Source organism: Neorhizobium sp. 2083, from assembly GCF_031455615.1.
In the GTDB taxonomy this organism is placed as follows: Bacteria; Pseudomonadota; Alphaproteobacteria; order Rhizobiales; family Rhizobiaceae; genus Neorhizobium.
Genome location: NZ_JAVDTC010000001.1, coordinates 290,331 through 306,949, shown reverse-complemented (window position 1 = coordinate 306,949; position 16,619 = coordinate 290,331). Strand labels below are relative to the sequence as shown.

The following is a 16,619-nucleotide window of genomic DNA, read 5'->3' as shown; positions in this document are numbered from 1 at the left end:
GGGCGCGATTGCACTTGTCTTAGCGGGCATTGATCTCCGCCGCCAGCCTCTCGGCGCATTCGCGCACGCTGGCCGGCACCGGCAGCGAGCGGATCTCCTCGACCGTATACCAGCCGGGATCCGCCGCGTCGTCGGCGGCGATCGCCTGCGTGTCGGAATCCGCTTCCACCCGGAAGACCGACAGGAAGAAATGCCGCCCGCCTTCTTTTTCGCTCTTCAGGTCATAGGTGGCGAACAGCACGGGATTGCGCACGGCAATCCCCGTCTCCTCCAGGAATTCCCGCACCGCCGTCTCATCCGGCGTCTCGCCGGGTTCGGCCCGCCCGCCCGGAAAGGCAAACAGATCCATGGATGGCGGGTTCACCCGCCGGATCAACAGGAGCCGGCCGTCACGTTCGAGAATGGCGGAGGATGCGGCTTGCGGGGAAGGGGGCATATTATCGTCGTTCGAGTTCAGCGCGCTGCGCTGCCATGCGGCACAACAGTGAGGTCGTAGCCGATAGCCCGGATAACCTTAAAGATGGTCGCGAACTCGGGATTGCCCCCCTCGCTCAGCGCCCGATAGAGGTTTTCTCGCGAAAGACCGGCTTCCTTGGCGATCTGGCTCATGCCGCGAGCGCGGGCGACATCCCCTATCGCAGCGGCGATAACAGCGGGATCTCCATCCTCGAAAACCGCTTCCAGGAAAAGTGCGATACGCTCGTCGGTATCAAGATGCTCGACGATATCCCATTTTTTTGTCTCAACCGTCATTTCCGGCCCTCCAGACCAGCCGCCAGCTTTTTGGCCGATGCGATATCTTCCGTCTGGCTAGATTTGTCTCCGCCACAAAGAAGGATTGTCAGTGTCTGCCCGCGGCGGATGAAATAGATTCGATAACCCGGCCCATAATCTATGCGCATTTCGCTGATCCCAGATCCAACCGGCTTTACATCGCCGGGATTGCCGAGTGACAAACGATAGATACGGGTGTTGATCCGAGCCTTTGCCCGCTCGTCTCGTAACCTAGTAAACCAGGTCGAAAAGATTTCGGTTTCCTGAATTTCGACCATGTGAAAATGTAGCGTATGAGCTACAATTCTTCAAGCTGATGAGTTCCATGAAAACCTACCTCCTCTATGCCATCGCCGCCCTGGCCGAGATCGCCGGCTGTTTTGCCTTCTGGGCGTGGTTCCGGCTGGAAAAGCCGATCTGGTGGCTGGCGCCGGGCATTCTATCACTGATCGTGTTCGCCTGGTTGCTGGCGCTGGTGCCGAGCGAGGCGGCCGGGCGCACTTATGCGGCCTATGGCGCGATCTATATCCTCGCCTCGATCCTCTGGCTCTGGGCCGTCGAAACCAGGGTGCCGGATCGCTGGGACATTCTTGGCGTCGCGGTCTGCCTCGTCGGCGGCGCAATCATCCTGTTCGGACCCAGAAGCGCCTGATCATCGCCGCTTGACCCTCGGAAAAGCCGATGCCACATAAGGCCCATGTGCGGACGCTACGCCCTGACGGCGACCCCCAAGGATGTTTCTGAATTCTTCAGCCTGGCGGATCTCGATGATTTCCCGGCCCGCTACAATATCGCCCCGACCCAGCCGATTCTTGTCGTCATGTCCTCGGAAAAGCGCGAGCCGGGCAGCAATCTGCCGGAGCGCCGCGCCTTTCTGGCCCGCTGGGGCCTGATCCCCGGCTGGGTGAAGGACATGAAGGAGTTTCCGCTCCTGATCAACGCGCGTTCCGAGACGGCGATCGGCAAGGCCTCCTTCCGCGCCGCCATGCGCCATCGCCGCATCCTCATCCCCGCCACCGGCTTTTACGAATGGCGCCGGCCGCCGAAGGAAAGCGGCGTGAAACCGCAGGCCTACTGGATCCGCCCGAAGCGCGGCGGCGTCATCGCCTTTGCCGGCCTGATGGAGACCTGGTCCTCGGCGGACGGTTCCGAGGTCGATACCGCCGCGATCATGACGACGGCGGCCAACGGCGGCATCCGCCATATCCACGACCGCATGCCGGTCGTCATCGGGCCTGAGGATTTTGCCCGCTGGCTCGACTGCAAGACCCAGGAGCCGCGCGAAGTGGCCGACCTGATGCGGCCGGTACAGGAAGATTTCTTCGAGGCGCTGCCGGTTTCCGACCTCGTCAACAAGGTCGCCAATATGGGGCCGGACCTGCAGAAACCGGTCGCGGTGGCGCAGCCGGAAGAAGAGCCGCCGAAAAAGCCGAAGCCCGATTCGACCCAGATGTCGCTTTTCTAGCTTTCGCTCTGCCTCAGGACGGACCTTCCTATCATGACCCTGCTTTCCGCTGGCCTATCCGGCCTCGCCCTCGGTGCTTCCCTGATCATCGCCATCGGCGCCCAGAATGCCTTCATCCTGCGCCAGGGCTTGATCCGTGCCCATGTCTTCATCCTCTGCCTGATCTGCGCGCTGTCGGATGCGGTGCTGATCGCCGCCGGCGTCGCCGGGCTCGGCACGATTGTCTCGCAATCGCCGGTGCTGATCTCGGTGGTGACCCTGGGTGGCGCGGTGTTTCTCGGGTTCTACGCCTTTATGGCGTTCCGGCGGGCGGTCAGGCCTGCCGCGATGGTCGCCGGCGCGCCGGAGCCGATGGGGCTGAAGGCGGCGGTGCTCACCTGCCTGGCCTTCACCTTCCTCAATCCGCATGTCTATCTGGATACGGTCGTGCTGCTCGGAAGCCTGTCGGCGGCTTTCGAAGGGGCGGAGCGGGTGGCCTATGGCACCGGCGCGGCGATCGCCTCGTTCGTCTGGTTTTTCGGGCTCGGCTACGGCGCGCGGTTCCTGGCGCCGCTGTTTGCCAGACCCGCCGCCTGGCGGGTGCTGGATGTCGTCATCGGGGTGGTCATGAGCCTGCTCGCGCTCGGGCTCCTGTGGAGTTTCCTCGGCGGCGAATGAGGCGGCCCGGCTCCCGTCCGGCGGGCGGGATCAGCCTGCGGGCGTCAGCTTCGGCTTGCGCTTCAGCATCAGCGCCGCGGCAACGACGGCCTTCAGGCCGAGCGGACGGTAGGGCGGGGTGATTTCCGGCTTGGCTTCGATCTTCTTGGGGCTCTTTTCGGTGCTCATAGCTGTCTCCTCGTCACGCGATTCTGTTGTTTGCATTTTTGCGATCGCGGCTCTTCCCATAAAAGCGGGCAGAATCGTGGCCGGCAAGCCGGCACTGCCGCCCACGATTCATAGAACTGTCATCTTGCGGGAAACTGTTGCGCGGAAGTTGCAACTTACCGAGTGCGGACGCCTCTAAACGTTCGCACTGTCATCCTCGATTGTAATCGTGCCGTAGCGGCGGTGCCAGGCACGGGCGCTGAACGGCAGGACGAAGAGATAGGCGACGACGGTGATCGACAGCACTTCCCATGTGTAGCTCATCAGCAGCGCCACATAGAGCACCACGGCGAGCATGATCGGCAGCGTCAGGTCGCGGCGGATGCGGCTCGACTTGCCGGACCACACCGGCAGGCGCGACACGAGCAGGTAACCGATCAGCAGCGTATAGGCGACGCTCGCATAAACGAAGACCGGCGTGGCTTCGACCCCGAGGAAGCCGAGATAGACCGGCAGCAGCACCAGCATGGCGCCCATCGGTGCCGGCACGCCGACGAAGAATTCCGATTGCCAGTCCGCCTTGATGTTGCGGTCTTCCATCACGTTGAAGCGGGCAAGGCGCAGGCCGGCGGCGATCGCATAGAGCAGGGCGGCGATCCAGCCGATCGAATGCGCCTGGTCGAGCAGGAAGGCATAGGATACCAGCGCCGGCGCCACCCCGAAATTGATGATGTCGGCGAGCGAATCCATCTGCACGCCGAATTTCGACGTGGCTTTCAGGAGCCGCGCCACGCGTCCGTCGATGCCGTCCAGGAAGGCTGCCAGCAGCACCATGGCGACCGCCAGCTCGTACCGCCCCTCGAATGCGAGCCTGATCCCGGTAAGCCCCGCGCAGATGGCGAGTACGGTGATCAGGTTCGGCACCAGCAGCCTGAGCGGGATTTCCCGCAGGCGCGGCCCGCGGGCTTCGTCGTTCGGGCGGTTCGGCTCCGTGTGCGAATGTGGCTGCGAATGCGGATGCGAAGGCGGCGAAGCGGGCGTCTCCATGATGCTCTGTCTTCCCTGTTATGTACGGCGGCTGAGTGTCGGGCCCTTGGCAGAGCCGAATTCGGCAAGCACGGTTTCGCCGCCGATGGCGCGCTGGCCGACGGAGACACGGGGCTGGCCGCCCGCCGGCACGAACACGTCGAGCCGCGAGCCGAAGCGGATCAGGCCGAACCGCTCGCCGGCATTGACCGGCTCCGTGGGCTTCACCCAGCAGACGATGCGCCGCGCCACGAGGCCGGCGATCTGCACCACGCCGACCTTGCCGTGGCGGGTGTCGATGACGAGCCCGTTGCGCTCGTTGTCGTCGCTCGCCTTGTCCAGTTCGGCATTGATGAACTGGCCGGCCCGGTATTCGATGCGCGACACCTGGCCGCGCACCGGGGAGCGATTGATGTGGCAGTCGAACACGTTCATGAACACCGAGATGCGCAGCATCGGCTCGGAGCCGAGCTGCAACTCGGCCGGCGGCACCACCATGGCCACATGGCTGACCCGGCCGTCGGCGGGGCTGAGGATCAGGTCGTCGTCCTGCGGCACCGCCCGTTCCGGATCGCGGAAGAAATAGGCGCACCACAAGGTCAGCACCAGGCCGATCCAGAACAGCGGCTCGGCGATATAGCCGAGGATCAGCGAGGCGATGAAGAAGGCGGCAACGAAGACGTACCCTTCCTTGTGGATCGGCACGAGCGTGTTGCGGATGGTGTCGAAGAGGTTGATCAACGTTTTCTCCCGTATGGTCAGCGCCAACTGACTACAGGGAAACCGTTTTTGCGGCAATGCGGTTCCGTGGCGCGATATCTGGCCATCCCGCCGGAACCGGAGGGCGGCAACACTGAACTTGCTCTCCGTTATGCCGCTTCCGGCGTGGTGATCGCTGCCTGCCGCCTTTTTTCCAATCGCCTGATGAATTCGTCGCTTGTCGTGTGATCGCCCCTTTCGGCAGCCTTCACGATCAGTTTTTCCCGGACCAAGGCCGCATGTGCAGGTTCCCAGGTATCGGCGATACGCAGGTAGGCGCCGCGGAACCGCGGATCCTCGATATGCTTCTCCCAAAGTTCGGGATCGGCGCTGAACGCGGCCGCGATGAAAAAATCCCAGACCCGGTCATGACGAAACTGGACCCGGTCGACCATTTTATCTGCACCGCGGACAGCTCTGCGAACGAGAAGCTTCCACGTGAGCAGGCTGGAGATTTCCGCGGGGAATTCCTCGGGCTTGAACCAGTTGCGGTCCTCGAGCCGCATGTCGACGGCGTGGCGACCGAACGGGGTAAGGGGGAATGGCTGGCCGTTGACGGCGCGATATCCCTGTTGCTCTTCGTCGCCCTCGTCCGCGAGTTGAAAGGCGGCATCGATCAGAGCGGTAGCGCGCGGCAGCGTACCCTGAGCCAAAAGATCGGCGGCGAAAGCAAGGTCGAAAGGGTTCGACAGCATGAGCGCCGCAGCCACGCGTTCGTCTTCCGTCGGCGCCTGATCAAGTGCCTGATGGATGAAAGTCAGCACCGCGGATTTATACGCGTCCCCATGGCGTTTCTGCGTTTGGTCGGATCCGACCGGCCGGCTCATGAGGAATTCCTGCGTCTCAGTCCGGTTGAGCGGCAGCAGGTCGACGATCTTTGCTCCCTTGGGAGGCACCCACTCGATGGGTTGCGTGCCGATGAACACGTCGCCCTTCGACATGTCGCGGGCAAAGGTGCTGACTTTCTCGCGCGTGTCTGCGGAGACCTCGTTCAGTCCGTCGACTATGACGGTCATGGCTCTGGAATAGACCATGCTCCTTATGAAGCCGACTTCCTGGACTTGGTGGAGAATCTCCCCGATCGCGACATCCACGCCCTGCGTGCAGTCGCGCGCATCCAGGAATGCAACCGGGCCGCGGGTATTCAGGGCAATCCGTCTCAGCGTGCTGGTCTTGCCGAGGCCGGCTTCGCCACGCACGATGACGGTTCCTCGCAGTCCGGTTATCAGGCTGTCGATCGAGGCCGGGGTGTCGTCCTCGACGCGGGCGCGCCCGCCGCCAAAATAGCCCAGGCCGGCGAACTTGTCCGGGCGGGCGGCAGCGAGCAGTTCATCGTGGAACGGTTTCAGCAGCCGTCTGCGCAAAAACGGAAAGATCAGCAGCAGGAGGGGGACGAACCAGAGGCTCATCACGCTGCGAACATGGGGATTCCAGAAGAAGATAGCCTGAACGGTGGTGGACCAGGGAAATACGAACAGGAATGCTCCCCAGAACACCGCCCAGCCCGCAACCGACCAGCTTATCCACCTGTACCATGGGGCGGCCTTCTCGCGATCCAGGTGATCGGCGAGCGCCTGGGCGTGCGTGGAGCCTTTTTCCTTGAATTTTGCCTGGAGCTGCTCGACCGTGCGCCTCTCGTCGTAAGTCCAGCAGGATTGTACCGGTCCGTCCAGCGGAAGGTTGCGAAGCCAGATCACGACGGTCTGGAACATGTCCGACACCGATCTTTCCTGCGCCGGCGCGCGGCAGGCTGCGTAGATGATGTCCATGACGCGGGCTTCCGCCTCGGTCCGCGCCAAAGCCACCTTGCTGATCTCGCTCCATTGGGAAAGCAGCAGTTTCAGCACTCTGTGAGCGTTCTCGGGATTGTTCGCCACGGTCTCCGTCGGCACTTCGGCCGGCCGGCCGAGCCAGGAGAGCAGGAGCGGCGTCTGTTCCTTCTTCTCGTCCGCGCCTGTCGCAAGATGGGCGATTGCCCGCAGCCTGCCGAGCGCCTGCTCGGCGCTCGTGTCGATCAGCTGTATCGCATCGACCGCGCTCAGAATTCCGCCCGGTCCGATGGACGAGAGCGCTCGGGTGGCGGCTTGTCGAAGCTTGTTCCCGTCGCTTTCCATAAATGACAGGAGTTTGGTGATGACGATACGCCGGCGCTCATCCGCCGGCATCGGGAGGACCGCAAATGCCTGCAGGGCGACAATCTGGGTATCGCTGTCGTCGCTCGCGAGCAGAGGTAGCAGCCGGTCGGCCGCCAGTTGCGCACGCTCGCCGGGCGTGATCGGAATGGCTGCCAATGCGCGGGCGATCCCTTGCTCGACATTGCCGTCATTGTCGACGCCAAGGTATGGCATCAGCGCGTCGAGAATGGCGCCGGCATTTACCGTATCCTTGGCGAGGGCGGCCAGCGCCCGGACGGCGGCGTCCTGCACCTCGCTGTCGAAATTTTCAAGAAGCGGCATCAATCCGCTGATGGCGGCAGTGGTTGGCTCGCCCGGAGGAATGGGAACACCGGCAAGAGCCAGGGCGCCGGCCTTCTGCAGGTCGCTGTCGAAATCGGCAAGAAGCGGGAGTAGTTTTGCCGCCACGATCCTGGCCGGTTCCCCTGGTGGAACGGGAATGGTGGCGATGATGTTGGCGGCGCTCTGCTGAATCTGGCTGTTCGATTGGTCGAGAAGCGGGTGCATCTTTTCGATCAGGACGATTGCGGCGTCGCCGGGCGGCTTCGGTATGGCTGTGAGAATTTCCAAGGCGCCCTGTTGGACGTTCTCGTCGGCATTCTCCAGAAGGGGCACCAGTTTGTCGAAGACGGTGGTGACCGGTTCAGCTTTTGCAGCGGCCGTGAGGGCCTTGATCATGGTCCTCCGGGCGACGGTGCTCTCGTCTCCGATGAGCGGCAGCAGCTTGTCGAAAACGCTTGTTGCGCGCGGTCCGGGCGAAAACGGAATGACGGCAAGGGCCGAGATGGCACCCCGCCGCACCGAAAAGCTCTGACTGTCGACGAGGGGGAGGAGTTCGTCGATAAACGCCTCCGCCCGCCCGCCCGCCGGAGGCGGAATTGTGGCGAGAGCCTCAAATGTGTACCGTTGCATCGCGGTGTTGCCGCTTTTCAGGAGGGGCAGCAACTTGTCCGTGACTGGGCCCGTATTTCCCTGCAGCAACGTCATGAGAGACTTGGCCGTAGCCTGTCGCAGCAGCGTGCTGACGTCGTAGAGGAGAGGGAACAGCTTTTCGGCAACCTTTTCGCTCCGGTTGCCTTTCCCGAGCGACGCAAGAGCCGTCACCGCCGCGCGTCTGAGCAAAGTGGGTTTGCTTCCAAGAAGGGGGAGCAGTTCATCGATAACGGCATCGGCGCGGGCGCCTGGCGGGAGGGGAAGAGCGCCCAGGGCTTCGATGGCAACCATTTGCTGCGCACTGCCGTCCTTCCTGAGAAGGGTCAGCAATCGTTCGATGACGGTATCGACCTTGTCGCGCATGGGCACGGCGCCCAGCGCCGCCGCGACGGCGCTTCCCGAGTCGCCGGCCTTTTCGATGACCGCAAGCATGCCGTCCAGGATCGCACCGGTCCTGTTGCCTGGCGGTAGGGCGGAAAGTGCTGTGGCGGCTGCCTGCACGGCGTCGAAATTGCTACTTTCGAGCAGAGGCAGCAGCCTGTCGGTCGCCGCATCGGCACGTGGGCCGGGCGGGATATGCTTTGCAAGTCTGCCCCACCGGAGAACCGCAGCTTCCACGACACCGGGGCTTTTATCGGCAAGTGCTGCTTCGAAGCCGCGAACCATCCAGTCCGGATCCTGCGCAACCTGCGCTCTCGCAGCGATTTGCAGCTGCATGAGGAACAATAGCGCAAAAGAAATCCAGAAGGTCCGCATGCACCATCGCCAAAGTGATTGTATTGTGAATTTCTTAGTACTTCTAATTGATCTGCAAGCAAGACGGATGTCAAGGGAGGAGGCAGGCAGCTTGGCGGGAGAGCTAGATCTTTCAGTATAGCCTGCCTTATCGACAGCGCGAGCCGGGTTGTTGGCGCCGGCTCGCGAGGTCTTGATCGGAGGTCGAAAATTTACACAAAACCGCAGCAGAGTCCTGGCGGTCTCTGTATGGATCTTCCGGCCTTATGGATAGCGGCTCTCGGCGGCCGTTACCGCCACCCCAGCCCCGGCGCCACGTGCTTCAAAATGCTCTCGAGCACATGCACGTTGTAATCCACGCCGAGCTGGTTGGGCACGGTGAGCAGCAGCGTATCGGCCTCGGCGATCGCCTCGTCGGCCTTCAGCTGGTCGATCAGCCTGTCGGGCTCGGCGGCATAGGAGCGGCCGAAGATCGCCTGGGTCTGCGGGTCGATATTGCCGATCTGGTCCTGGCTTTCGCCGCTGCCGCCGAAATAGGCGCGGTCCATGTCGTTCATCAGCGCGAAGATGCTGCGGCTGACGGAGACGCGCGGTTCGCGGGCATGGCCGGCTTCCTTCCAGGCCTCGCGATAGAGGCGGATCTGTTCGGCCTGCTGGATGTGGAACGGCTTGCCGCTCTCGTCGGTCTTGAGCGTCGAGCTCTGCAGGTTCATGCCGAGCCTGGCGGCCCAGACGGCGGTCGCGTTGGAGCTCGAACCCCACCAGATGCGGTCGCGCAGGCCCTCCGAATGCGGCTCCAGGCGCAGCATGCCGGGCGGGTTCGGGAACATCGGCCGCGGATTGGGCCTGGCGAAACCTTCGCCGCGCAGCACGTCGAAGAACACTTCCGCGTGGCGCCGGCCCATGTCGGCGTCGGTCTCGCCTTCCGCCGGCTGGTAGCCGAAATAACGGAACCCGTCGATCACCTGTTCCGGCGAGCCGCGGCTGATGCCGAGCTGCAGGCGCCCCCCGGCGATGAGGTCGGCGGCGCCGGCGTCTTCGGCCATGTAGAGAGGGTTTTCATACCGCATGTCGATGACGGCGGTGCCGATCTCGATTCGCTTGGTGCGGGCGCCGACCGCGGAAAGCAGCGGGAAGGGCGAGGCGAGCTGCCGCGCGAAATGGTGGACGCGGAAATAGGCGCCGTCGGCCCCGAGCTCTTCGGCCGCCACAGCGAGATCAATGGATTGCAGGAGGACATCGGATGCCGACCGCGCCTGCGACTGCGGCGAGGGGGTCCAGTGCCCGAAGGAAAGAAAGCCGATCTTTTTCATGAGGTTGCCATCCGGTTTTCGTGTGTCTGAAGTTGCACCTTAGATGGCACGCGAACCGGCGGTTTGACAGCACCCGTCCTGTGAACAGTGCGTGTTCTTATCGCGCCGCCTGCGGATCGACCCAGCCCATCCAGGTGGTAAAGGCAAGAAGCGGCGAGCCCCACAGCGCCAGCACCAGCGCATAGGCTGCGGCGACGCCCAGCAGGACCATCATTCGCGTCTGGCGGTTCTTTCTCATCATCTGTCCTTCCCGGTTCATTCCGCCGCCGGAACGCCGCGCAGGACGACGCCGAGGTCGTCCTCCTCGCGCACCTTGCGCAGCTGTTCTTCCGCCTGTACCGCCTCGCGCTGGCGGTTCCACATCGAGGCGTAGAGGCCGTTCTGTTCCAGAAGCGAGGCATGGGTGCCCCGTTCGGCGATCCGCCCGTCGCGCAGGACGATGATCTCGTCGGCGCCGATCACGGTGGAAAGCCGGTGGGCGATCACCAGCGTCGTGCGGTTTTTCGAAACCGTGTCGAGCGCCGACTGGATCTCGTGTTCGGTCGTGGTGTCGAGCGCCGAGGTCGCCTCGTCGAGGATGAGGATCGGCGGGGCTTTGAGGATGGTGCGGGCGATCGCCACGCGCTGCTTCTCGCCGCCCGAAAGTTTCAGGCCGCGTTCGCCGACCTTGGTCTCGAAACCTTCCGGCAGGGCCCGGATGAAATGGCCGATCTGCGCCACTTCGGCGGCGGCCAGCATCTCTTCCTCGCTGGCCGAAGGCCGGCCATAACGGATGTTGTAGGCGACCGTGTCGTTGAACAGGACCGTATCCTGGGGCACCATGCCGATTGCCGCGCGCAGCGAATGCTGGGTCACGTCGCGCACGTCCTGCCCGTCGATGGTGATCGACCCGTCCTGGATGTCGTAGAACCGGTAGAGCAGGCGGGAAATCGTCGACTTGCCGGCGCCGGACGGTCCGACGATCGCCACCGTCTTGCCGGCCGGCACCTCGAAGGAGACACCCTTCAGGATCGGCCGGGCCGGATCATAGGAAAAATGCACGTCCTTGAAGGCGATCGAGCCCTGGCCGATATCGAGCGGCCTGGCGTCTGGACGGTCGACCACCTCCGCCTGCACTTCCAAAAGGTCGAACATCTGCTCGATATCCGTCAGCCCCTGGCGGATTTCGCGGTAGACGAAACCGATGAAGTTGAGCGGCACGGAAAGCTGCAGCAGAAGCGCGTTGACGAACACGAAATCGCCGATCGTCTGCTCGCCACGCTGCACGGCCAGCGCCGACATCACCATCATCACGGTCGTGCCGAGGCCGAAGATCACGCCCTGGCCGAAGTTCAGCCAGCCGAGCGAGGTCCACACGTCGGTCGCCGCCTTCTCGTAGCGCGCCATCGAACTGTCGAAGCGCTTCGCTTCCATCTCCTCGTTGCCGAAATATTTGACCGTTTCGAAATTGAGGAGCGAATCGATCGCCTTGGTATTGGCGTCGGTGTCGCTGTCATTCATCGAGCGGCGGATGGCGATGCGCCAGTCGCTGGCCTTCACGGTGAACCAGATGTAGAGCGCCACCGTGATCGCCGTCACCGCGACATACCAGAAACCGTAGCTGGCCCAGAAGATCACCGCCGTCAGCAGGAATTCCAAGAGCGTCGGCACGGTGTTCAAGATGGTGAACCGGACGATCGTCTCGATGCCCTTGGTGCCGCGTTCGATGATCCGCGACAGGCCGCCGGTCTTGCGTTCCAGATGGAAGCGCAGCGACAGCTGGTGCATGTGCACGAAGGTGCGGTAGGCGAGTTGGCGCACCGCATATTGCCCGACCGAAGCAAACAGCGCGTCGCGCAGCTGGTTCAGCCCCACCTGCAGGATGCGGGTGAAATTGAGCGCGATCACCAGAACCACGGCGCCGAGCAGGAAGGCGGGCAGGAGGCCCGCCATGTCCAGCTTGCCGTTCAGCGCGTCGGTCGCCCATTTGAAGAAATAGGGAACCGTCAGGAGCACGAACTTGGCGAGGAACAGATAGAAGGTCGCCCAGAGGACGCGGGCCTTCAGGTCGGCACGGCCTTCCGGCCACATGTAGGGCCACAGGTTGACGAGCGTGCCGAGCGGATTGCTGGCATCCGCCGATATGGTCTTCTTGGTATTCGCCATCGATATCTCCGGAGCGGGCGCGTCAAAACGCCACCCGGCACATAAGGTCCGGCGCGGAATGTTGCAATGACGGTTTGATGAAAGATGCCTGAAGCGGCACCTCGTTCCGCCTTGTGGTGCCTATGGCCTAAGGCGGCTATCTCAACGCGTCAAAGGCCTGATGTGCTCGTAGGCGACGATGGCCTGGCTGGCGGTGCCTTCGTCATAGATCTTGGCAAGGGTCGCGTGGAGATCGGGTGAATAAAGGACGCTCAGGTTCTCGGTCGTCTTCCCGTTCTGCTTCGTTTCCTGTTTGACACGCAACACGTCGTATTTGCAGCGGCCGACGCTGGCGGTCTCTTCTGCCGTGACGGTGAGTTCCAGAACCCAGTCATCCGCCGACGACTTCGCGTCAAAGGGCATGAAATTGATGGTGTGACGATCGCCCTTCTTGAGCGGAAGGATTTTGCTCAGGTCCGACAGAGGATATCTGGCATACTTTTCTTTTCGATCCTCGCGGGAAAGATCGAACAGGCCCTCGAACGAATAAACGATCTGCTTGTCCGGCCCGCCGAAGGAGGTGATTGTCTGGACAAGTGGTCCTTTGGCCTTGCGAAATTCGCTCAGCGCATCAAGCCGTCCAAGTACGATGCCGTTCTTTGCCGTCTTGGACGAGGGGCAGTCGGCTGCCTGGGCGATGGTCGGCAACAACGCGGCGGCCAGAAAAGTACGCCTGAAGAGGCTCATCATTGTGCTCATAGGTTGTGGGAATGGCAGACTGATACATGCTGACCCATATGAACGTCCAGTCGTGCCTTGGCTTTATCCGCAAATTCGAGCGGCGGGGAAGCGCAATGCGAAGCCCGTTTGGACGTTGGCTTTGGTGGAGGTTCAGGCTCTGCCGTCGCTGAACCCATACCCCACGGGTTGCCGCCAATATCCTTGAAGACTGTGACGATACCGTCGTCCGGGGGATCGACCAGCTGGGTCAAGCCGCCAAGGGCGGGATATTCCCGCCCTTGGCGGCAGCGGTCACTTGGTGTCGGCGGAGGAGGAGGGCGTGGTCCCGGCGGCCGGCTTGCCGGTCGTCGCCGGCGCGGTCCAGGAGATGTAGTAATAGGCCTCGCCGACCATGCCGAAATAGGAACTCGCGCCGGTCGCCTTCTCGATATAGCTGCCATCGGCGTTGCGCACGAACTTGCCGCTGTCGTCGCGGGTCAGGCGGTCCTTGAGGAACTGGGTCCAGTCGGACTTGTCGACGGAGGTGACGCCGGTCGAGGTCTGTTTGCCGTCGGTGATGTCCCAGGCGGTGATCTGGTCGCCGGCAACCGCGTCGGTCAGCTTCAAGGTGCCGGCGTCCAGCGCCTTCTGCATGGCCTCGGCCATCGCCTTGGTGTCGGGGCTCGCCTTCAGTGCGGAGAGCTTTTCCTGCAGCGCCTTCATGAATGCCTTGCTCGACATGTCGCCGACCGATCCGTCGCCGGCCGTTTCGTCGGGAACGGTGCCGTTCATCGTCCGCTGCAGCGAGGCGATCAGCGCGGAAAGCTTCTCGTCCTCGTAGTCGTCGTCCCCTCCGCTGCTGTCGAACAGCATGTCGGCGAGCGACGAGGACGAGGTGCCGGACGCCGAGCTGCCGGCTGTCTTGTTGTCGGACACTTCCTTGAATGCGTTGAGGGCTGCCTGGGAGGACCAAATTCGAATGGAATTGATGCTGGAAACCATTTTCTTCTCCTGTCCGCGCGGCATGGGTCAGTGGAGATAATATGCGAGCATACCGCCTGATGCCGTAAGGTTATTTGCCCCGAAACCTGCGTGAGGCTGGCCGAAACCGCATGGTCGCAGCCGCAGGCGCCGAAACGCGGATTTCCGGGCGTTGCCGGGGATTTGGCAGTCGTGCGGCGGCATCGGGAGGGCGGAAAAGCCCGATCCGACCGGCGGGCCCTGCGCTGGCGGCGCGACTCAGAGAGGCCCGGTACCGTGCCGGAGACGGTGTCCGTCGGCGCCGGCCAGGGGCGAACTCGGACCGCAAGCAGCTTTGGCCACGCCGGACGTCTTGTCCGGCGCGGTTTTGGTTTGGGAATGGGGCAGGCGGGGTATTCCAGGGTATTGGGTATTCAGGCTTTCCGCCTGCCCCGACCGTTTCCTGCAGTTTTGCGGGACTTGTCAGTTCCCGTTGCGCCACGTTCGACAGCCATCACCGGCAACCGGGGTCCGAAAACCCTTGGAGGAGGCCGGTTCGCGAACCCGGTTTCCCATCCGATGACGGGGATGATTATGGCGCGGGTCCGGAGAGGCGGGGATGAAGGGGGAAGCCAATGTCGGTAAGGGTTTGATGGGTAAGGCCGGATTTTCACGGATGAGGAAAATCGTCCCCGTTAAAACCTCCGGTCTGCCGGGCAACCCTTCCCATAAGAGAGGTCTGCGCGTGGAACTTTGCCCCTCACCCTAACCCTCTCCCCGTAAAAACGGGGAGAGGGGACGTGCCCCCTTCGCTGCCTGTGATCGGGGAAGGCCGGCGCGGCGCATGTCCTTCTCCCCGCATGCGGGGAGAAGGTGGCGGCAGCCGGATGAGGGGCTGCCGCATATGCAATGAGAGGTTTTGTGTGCCCCGAGTGTGGCCTTGGGGGCATCCCAGCAAGTCGGGTGAGCGCCCCTTACGACCGGCGGTGCATCATCCGCTGGCGGTGGAGTTCTTCCGCGTCGGGCCGGGCCTCGTCCGGCACTCCGAAAATCTGGCCGGGCTGGATGACGTCGGGGTTGCGGATCTGGTCCTCGTTGGCGAGGTAGATCGTCGTGTAGCGCACACCCTGGCCATAGACGCGGCGGGAGATCTGCCAGAGCGTGTCGCCGCGGCGGATGATCACCGAGTTGCGTTCGCTCTGGGTCAGCGGTTCCTGCTGGATGGTGCGGGCGCCGCCGGCATCGGTGGCCGTCATCGGGGCGGCCGCGGCCACTTCGACGCCGCGCAGCTCGCGGGCGATGACCGGGCCGACGGCGCGGGCGATCATGTCGCCGATCCGTTTCAGCCCGGCGCCGACGCCCGCGACATCCTTGGGAAGCGCGTCGAGTGCGGCAACCGCTGCCGCGGCGTTCTGCGCGGTGGTTTCGGCAAGCACCCGGGCGGAGGCGGCGGCATCGGCCGGCAGGCGATATTCGGAGAGCGATTTCAGCGCGATCGAGGTGGCGGACCGGGCGGCGACCATCTGTTCCGCCGAGGGAACGCCGCCGTTGTCGTAAAGCCCGCGCAGCAGGTTGAAGGCGCGCACCGTCTCGTTGCGCAGCTTGTCGAAGGCGCCGGAATCGGCCGCCGACATGCCGTTATTGGCGGCCTGCGGCGGAGCTGCCACGGCGGCGACCTGGTCGCCGGCCGGGCGGTTGAAGGGCACTTCGACCCGCACCAGAACCTGGCCTCCGGCCCCAAGCGCCTCGACGCCGATCCGGTGGTCGCCGACCGCAAGGTCGATTGCCCCTTCGATGACGAAACTGCCGTCCTGGCCCGCCTGTGCGGTGCCGATCGGCCGGCCGTCGGCCTGGCCGCGCAGCGCGGTGCCCGCTTTCGTGCTGCCGGCGACGAAGATCTTGTTGCCCTCGATCTCGACGGCGGTAACGCGCAGTTCGGGCGAGACCGGTGTCGCGCCCGGGGAGGCGGGCGCCGAGACCTGGATGTTCGGCGCAGACGACGCGAGATTGGAGGAGCCGGACGGCAGCGCCGGCAGGGCGGCAACCGACGTGTCGGGCGACGGCGTGGCCGAAGGCGCGGCAAGCGCCGGCGCGGGGCCGGCCTGAGCCGGATTGGCCGCGGGCGGAGCTGCTGCCGGAACGGCGGGCTGGGCGGCGGCGGTCGCCGGGAGACTTGCGGTATCGGCGGCCGGCGCGGCGATGATGCGGCTCGCCTTGCCCGGCTTGGTGACCATGGCGAGCAGCTTGCCGTTCTTGTCGGTGGGCACCGAAACCGTCGCGGTTTCTTCCGACACGGTCGCCTTGCCGTCCTTGCCGGTCGCCTTCAGCACCAGCTGGTGGTCGCCGGGCGGCAGCGGCTTGTCGAGAATGGCGGCGAAATCGCCGCTCGGGCCGACATCGACCTTGGCGACGATCGCGGCGCCATCGGTGATTTCGAGCTTGGAGTGCGGCGCGGCGCGGCCGGCGATCACTGTCGAACCGTCCGGCTCGACGCGCAGGACATCGAAGGAAGGCGGCGTCATCGCAGTGGCAGCCTGAACTGGGGCGGCCTGGGTCGGCGTCGTCTGCGGTGCGGCCGGCTGGGCTGGCGCGGAAGGCGAGGCGGTCTGCGGAGCCGCAGCGGCCTGGTCGGCCGGCTTTGCAGCATCGGGCGTTCTGGCCGTCTGCTGGGGTTCGGTCACCGCGTCCTTGACGGCATTTCCTGCGGCATTGATCGCGGCACCGATCGGCTTTGAGTCCCGATTTATCACGGGCATCACGAAGAACACCATCAACAGCGATGCGATAGCGAGTACGATCAGAGCCAGCCAGCCGGCACGGTTTTTCATCATC

16 protein-coding genes are annotated in these 16,619 nt (G+C 63.8%); 3 read left to right on the top strand and 13 right to left on the bottom strand.

The features are described 5' to 3' along the window. Positions 1–19 precede the first annotated feature (19 nt). From J2X76_RS01520 to J2X76_RS01510, 3 genes are read right to left on the bottom strand one after another with little or no spacing between them, the layout of a single operon-like run. On the bottom strand, positions 20–436 hold the full coding sequence (locus J2X76_RS01520; protein WP_310212331.1) for an NUDIX hydrolase: 417 nt from the start codon (positions 434–436) through the stop codon (positions 20–22). 17 nt (positions 437–453) lie between these two features. After that, on the bottom strand, positions 454–753 hold the full coding sequence (locus tag J2X76_RS01515) for an addiction module antidote protein (protein WP_310212328.1): 300 nt from the start codon (positions 751–753) through the stop codon (positions 454–456). Continuing rightward, positions 750–1,052 (bottom strand): type II toxin-antitoxin system RelE/ParE family toxin, encoded by a 303-nt coding sequence (locus J2X76_RS01510; RefSeq protein WP_113284150.1) that lies wholly within the window; start codon positions 1,050–1,052, stop codon positions 750–752. Before J2X76_RS01510 ends, J2X76_RS01515 begins: the two co-directional genes overlap by 4 nt. A 47-nt stretch (positions 1,053–1,099) precedes the next feature. Here J2X76_RS01510 and J2X76_RS01505 point away from each other — a divergent pair, with 47 nt between their 5' ends. From J2X76_RS01505 to J2X76_RS01495, 3 genes are read left to right on the top strand one after another with little or no spacing between them, the layout of a single operon-like run. Next, positions 1,100–1,426 (top strand): YnfA family protein, encoded by a 327-nt coding sequence (locus J2X76_RS01505; protein WP_113284237.1) that lies wholly within the window; start codon positions 1,100–1,102, stop codon positions 1,424–1,426. Positions 1,427–1,471: 45 nt separating this feature from the next. Then, positions 1,472–2,239: an SOS response-associated peptidase gene (locus J2X76_RS01500; protein ID WP_310212324.1), complete on the top strand. Its 768-nt coding sequence runs from the start codon at positions 1,472–1,474 to the stop codon at positions 2,237–2,239. Positions 2,240–2,278: 39 nt separating this feature from the next. Next, positions 2,279–2,896 (top strand): LysE/ArgO family amino acid transporter, encoded by a 618-nt coding sequence (locus tag J2X76_RS01495; RefSeq protein ID WP_310214660.1) that lies wholly within the window; start codon positions 2,279–2,281, stop codon positions 2,894–2,896. Between the two features lie 30 nt (positions 2,897–2,926). Here J2X76_RS01495 and J2X76_RS01490 read toward each other — a convergent pair whose 3' ends face one another. From J2X76_RS01490 to J2X76_RS01445, 10 genes are all read right to left on the bottom strand, one after another. Continuing rightward, a complete protein-coding gene (locus J2X76_RS01490) occupies positions 2,927–3,064 on the bottom strand; it encodes a hypothetical protein (RefSeq protein ID WP_310212321.1) in 138 nt (45 codons plus the stop codon). A 174-nt stretch (positions 3,065–3,238) separates the two neighbouring features. After that, the gene (gene pssA, locus J2X76_RS01485; protein WP_310212318.1) at positions 3,239–4,090 is read right to left on the bottom strand and encodes a CDP-diacylglycerol--serine O-phosphatidyltransferase; all 852 of its coding nucleotides are present in this window, start codon (positions 4,088–4,090) and stop codon (positions 3,239–3,241) included. 18 nt (positions 4,091–4,108) lie between these two features. Continuing rightward, positions 4,109–4,807 carry a phosphatidylserine decarboxylase gene (locus tag J2X76_RS01480; protein ID WP_113130069.1) on the bottom strand — a complete coding sequence of 233 codons (699 nt, stop codon included), beginning with the start codon at positions 4,805–4,807 and terminating at the stop codon, positions 4,109–4,111. A 131-nt stretch (positions 4,808–4,938) separates the two neighbouring features. Next, complete coding sequence (locus tag J2X76_RS01475; RefSeq protein ID WP_310212315.1) at positions 4,939–8,691, bottom strand: HEAT repeat domain-containing protein; 3,753 nt, start codon at positions 8,689–8,691, stop codon at positions 4,939–4,941. Positions 8,692–8,960: 269 nt separating this feature from the next. After that, the gene (locus J2X76_RS01470; RefSeq protein ID WP_113129956.1) at positions 8,961–9,983 is read right to left on the bottom strand and encodes an LLM class flavin-dependent oxidoreductase; all 1,023 of its coding nucleotides are present in this window, start codon (positions 9,981–9,983) and stop codon (positions 8,961–8,963) included. 97 nt (positions 9,984–10,080) lie between these two features. Further along, positions 10,081–10,224, bottom strand: a complete 144-nt coding sequence (locus J2X76_RS01465; protein WP_162736361.1) for a hypothetical protein — start codon at positions 10,222–10,224, stop codon at positions 10,081–10,083. 14 nt (positions 10,225–10,238) lie between these two features. Beyond that, complete coding sequence (locus J2X76_RS01460; RefSeq protein ID WP_310212312.1) at positions 10,239–12,128, bottom strand: ABC transporter ATP-binding protein/permease; 1,890 nt, start codon at positions 12,126–12,128, stop codon at positions 10,239–10,241. Positions 12,129–12,269: 141 nt separating this feature from the next. Further along, positions 12,270–12,854 carry a hypothetical protein gene (locus J2X76_RS01455; RefSeq protein WP_310212307.1) on the bottom strand — a complete coding sequence of 195 codons (585 nt, stop codon included), beginning with the start codon at positions 12,852–12,854 and terminating at the stop codon, positions 12,270–12,272. Between the two features lie 285 nt (positions 12,855–13,139). Continuing rightward, on the bottom strand, positions 13,140–13,829 hold the full coding sequence (locus tag J2X76_RS01450) for a hypothetical protein (protein ID WP_310212304.1): 690 nt from the start codon (positions 13,827–13,829) through the stop codon (positions 13,140–13,142). 932 nt (positions 13,830–14,761) lie between these two features. Next, positions 14,762–16,618, bottom strand: coding sequence for a LysM peptidoglycan-binding domain-containing protein (locus J2X76_RS01445; protein ID WP_310212301.1), 1,857 nt, complete (start codon positions 16,616–16,618; stop codon positions 14,762–14,764). Position 16,619 lies beyond the last annotated feature (1 nt).

What these genes read in the sequence shown, in the direction of transcription:
- J2X76_RS01520 (WP_310212331.1), bottom strand. Translation starts at nt 436, where the DNA reads ATGCCCCCTTCCCCGCAAGCCGCATCCTCCGCCATTCTCGAACGTGAC.
- J2X76_RS01515 (WP_310212328.1), bottom strand. Translation starts at nt 753, where the DNA reads ATGACGGTTGAGACAAAAAAATGGGATATCGTCGAGCATCTTGATACC.
- J2X76_RS01510 (WP_113284150.1), bottom strand. Translation starts at nt 1,052, where the DNA reads ATGGTCGAAATTCAGGAAACCGAAATCTTTTCGACCTGGTTTACTAGG.
- J2X76_RS01505 (WP_113284237.1), top strand. Translation starts at nt 1,100, where the DNA reads ATGAAAACCTACCTCCTCTATGCCATCGCCGCCCTGGCCGAGATCGCC.
- J2X76_RS01500 (WP_310212324.1), top strand. Translation starts at nt 1,472, where the DNA reads ATGTGCGGACGCTACGCCCTGACGGCGACCCCCAAGGATGTTTCTGAA.
- J2X76_RS01490 (WP_310212321.1), bottom strand. Translation starts at nt 3,064, where the DNA reads ATGAGCACCGAAAAGAGCCCCAAGAAGATCGAAGCCAAGCCGGAAATC.
- pssA (WP_310212318.1), bottom strand. Translation starts at nt 4,090, where the DNA reads ATGGAGACGCCCGCTTCGCCGCCTTCGCATCCGCATTCGCAGCCACAT.
- J2X76_RS01475 (WP_310212315.1), bottom strand. Translation starts at nt 8,691, where the DNA reads ATGCGGACCTTCTGGATTTCTTTTGCGCTATTGTTCCTCATGCAGCTG.
- J2X76_RS01470 (WP_113129956.1), bottom strand. Translation starts at nt 9,983, where the DNA reads ATGAAAAAGATCGGCTTTCTTTCCTTCGGGCACTGGACCCCCTCGCCG.
- J2X76_RS01465 (WP_162736361.1), bottom strand. Translation starts at nt 10,224, where the DNA reads ATGATGAGAAAGAACCGCCAGACGCGAATGATGGTCCTGCTGGGCGTC.
- J2X76_RS01460 (WP_310212312.1), bottom strand. Translation starts at nt 12,128, where the DNA reads ATGGCGAATACCAAGAAGACCATATCGGCGGATGCCAGCAATCCGCTC.
- J2X76_RS01455 (WP_310212307.1), bottom strand. Translation starts at nt 12,854, where the DNA reads ATGAGCCTCTTCAGGCGTACTTTTCTGGCCGCCGCGTTGTTGCCGACC.
- J2X76_RS01450 (WP_310212304.1), bottom strand. Translation starts at nt 13,829, where the DNA reads ATGGTTTCCAGCATCAATTCCATTCGAATTTGGTCCTCCCAGGCAGCC.
- J2X76_RS01445 (WP_310212301.1), bottom strand. Translation starts at nt 16,618, where the DNA reads ATGATGAAAAACCGTGCCGGCTGGCTGGCTCTGATCGTACTCGCTATC.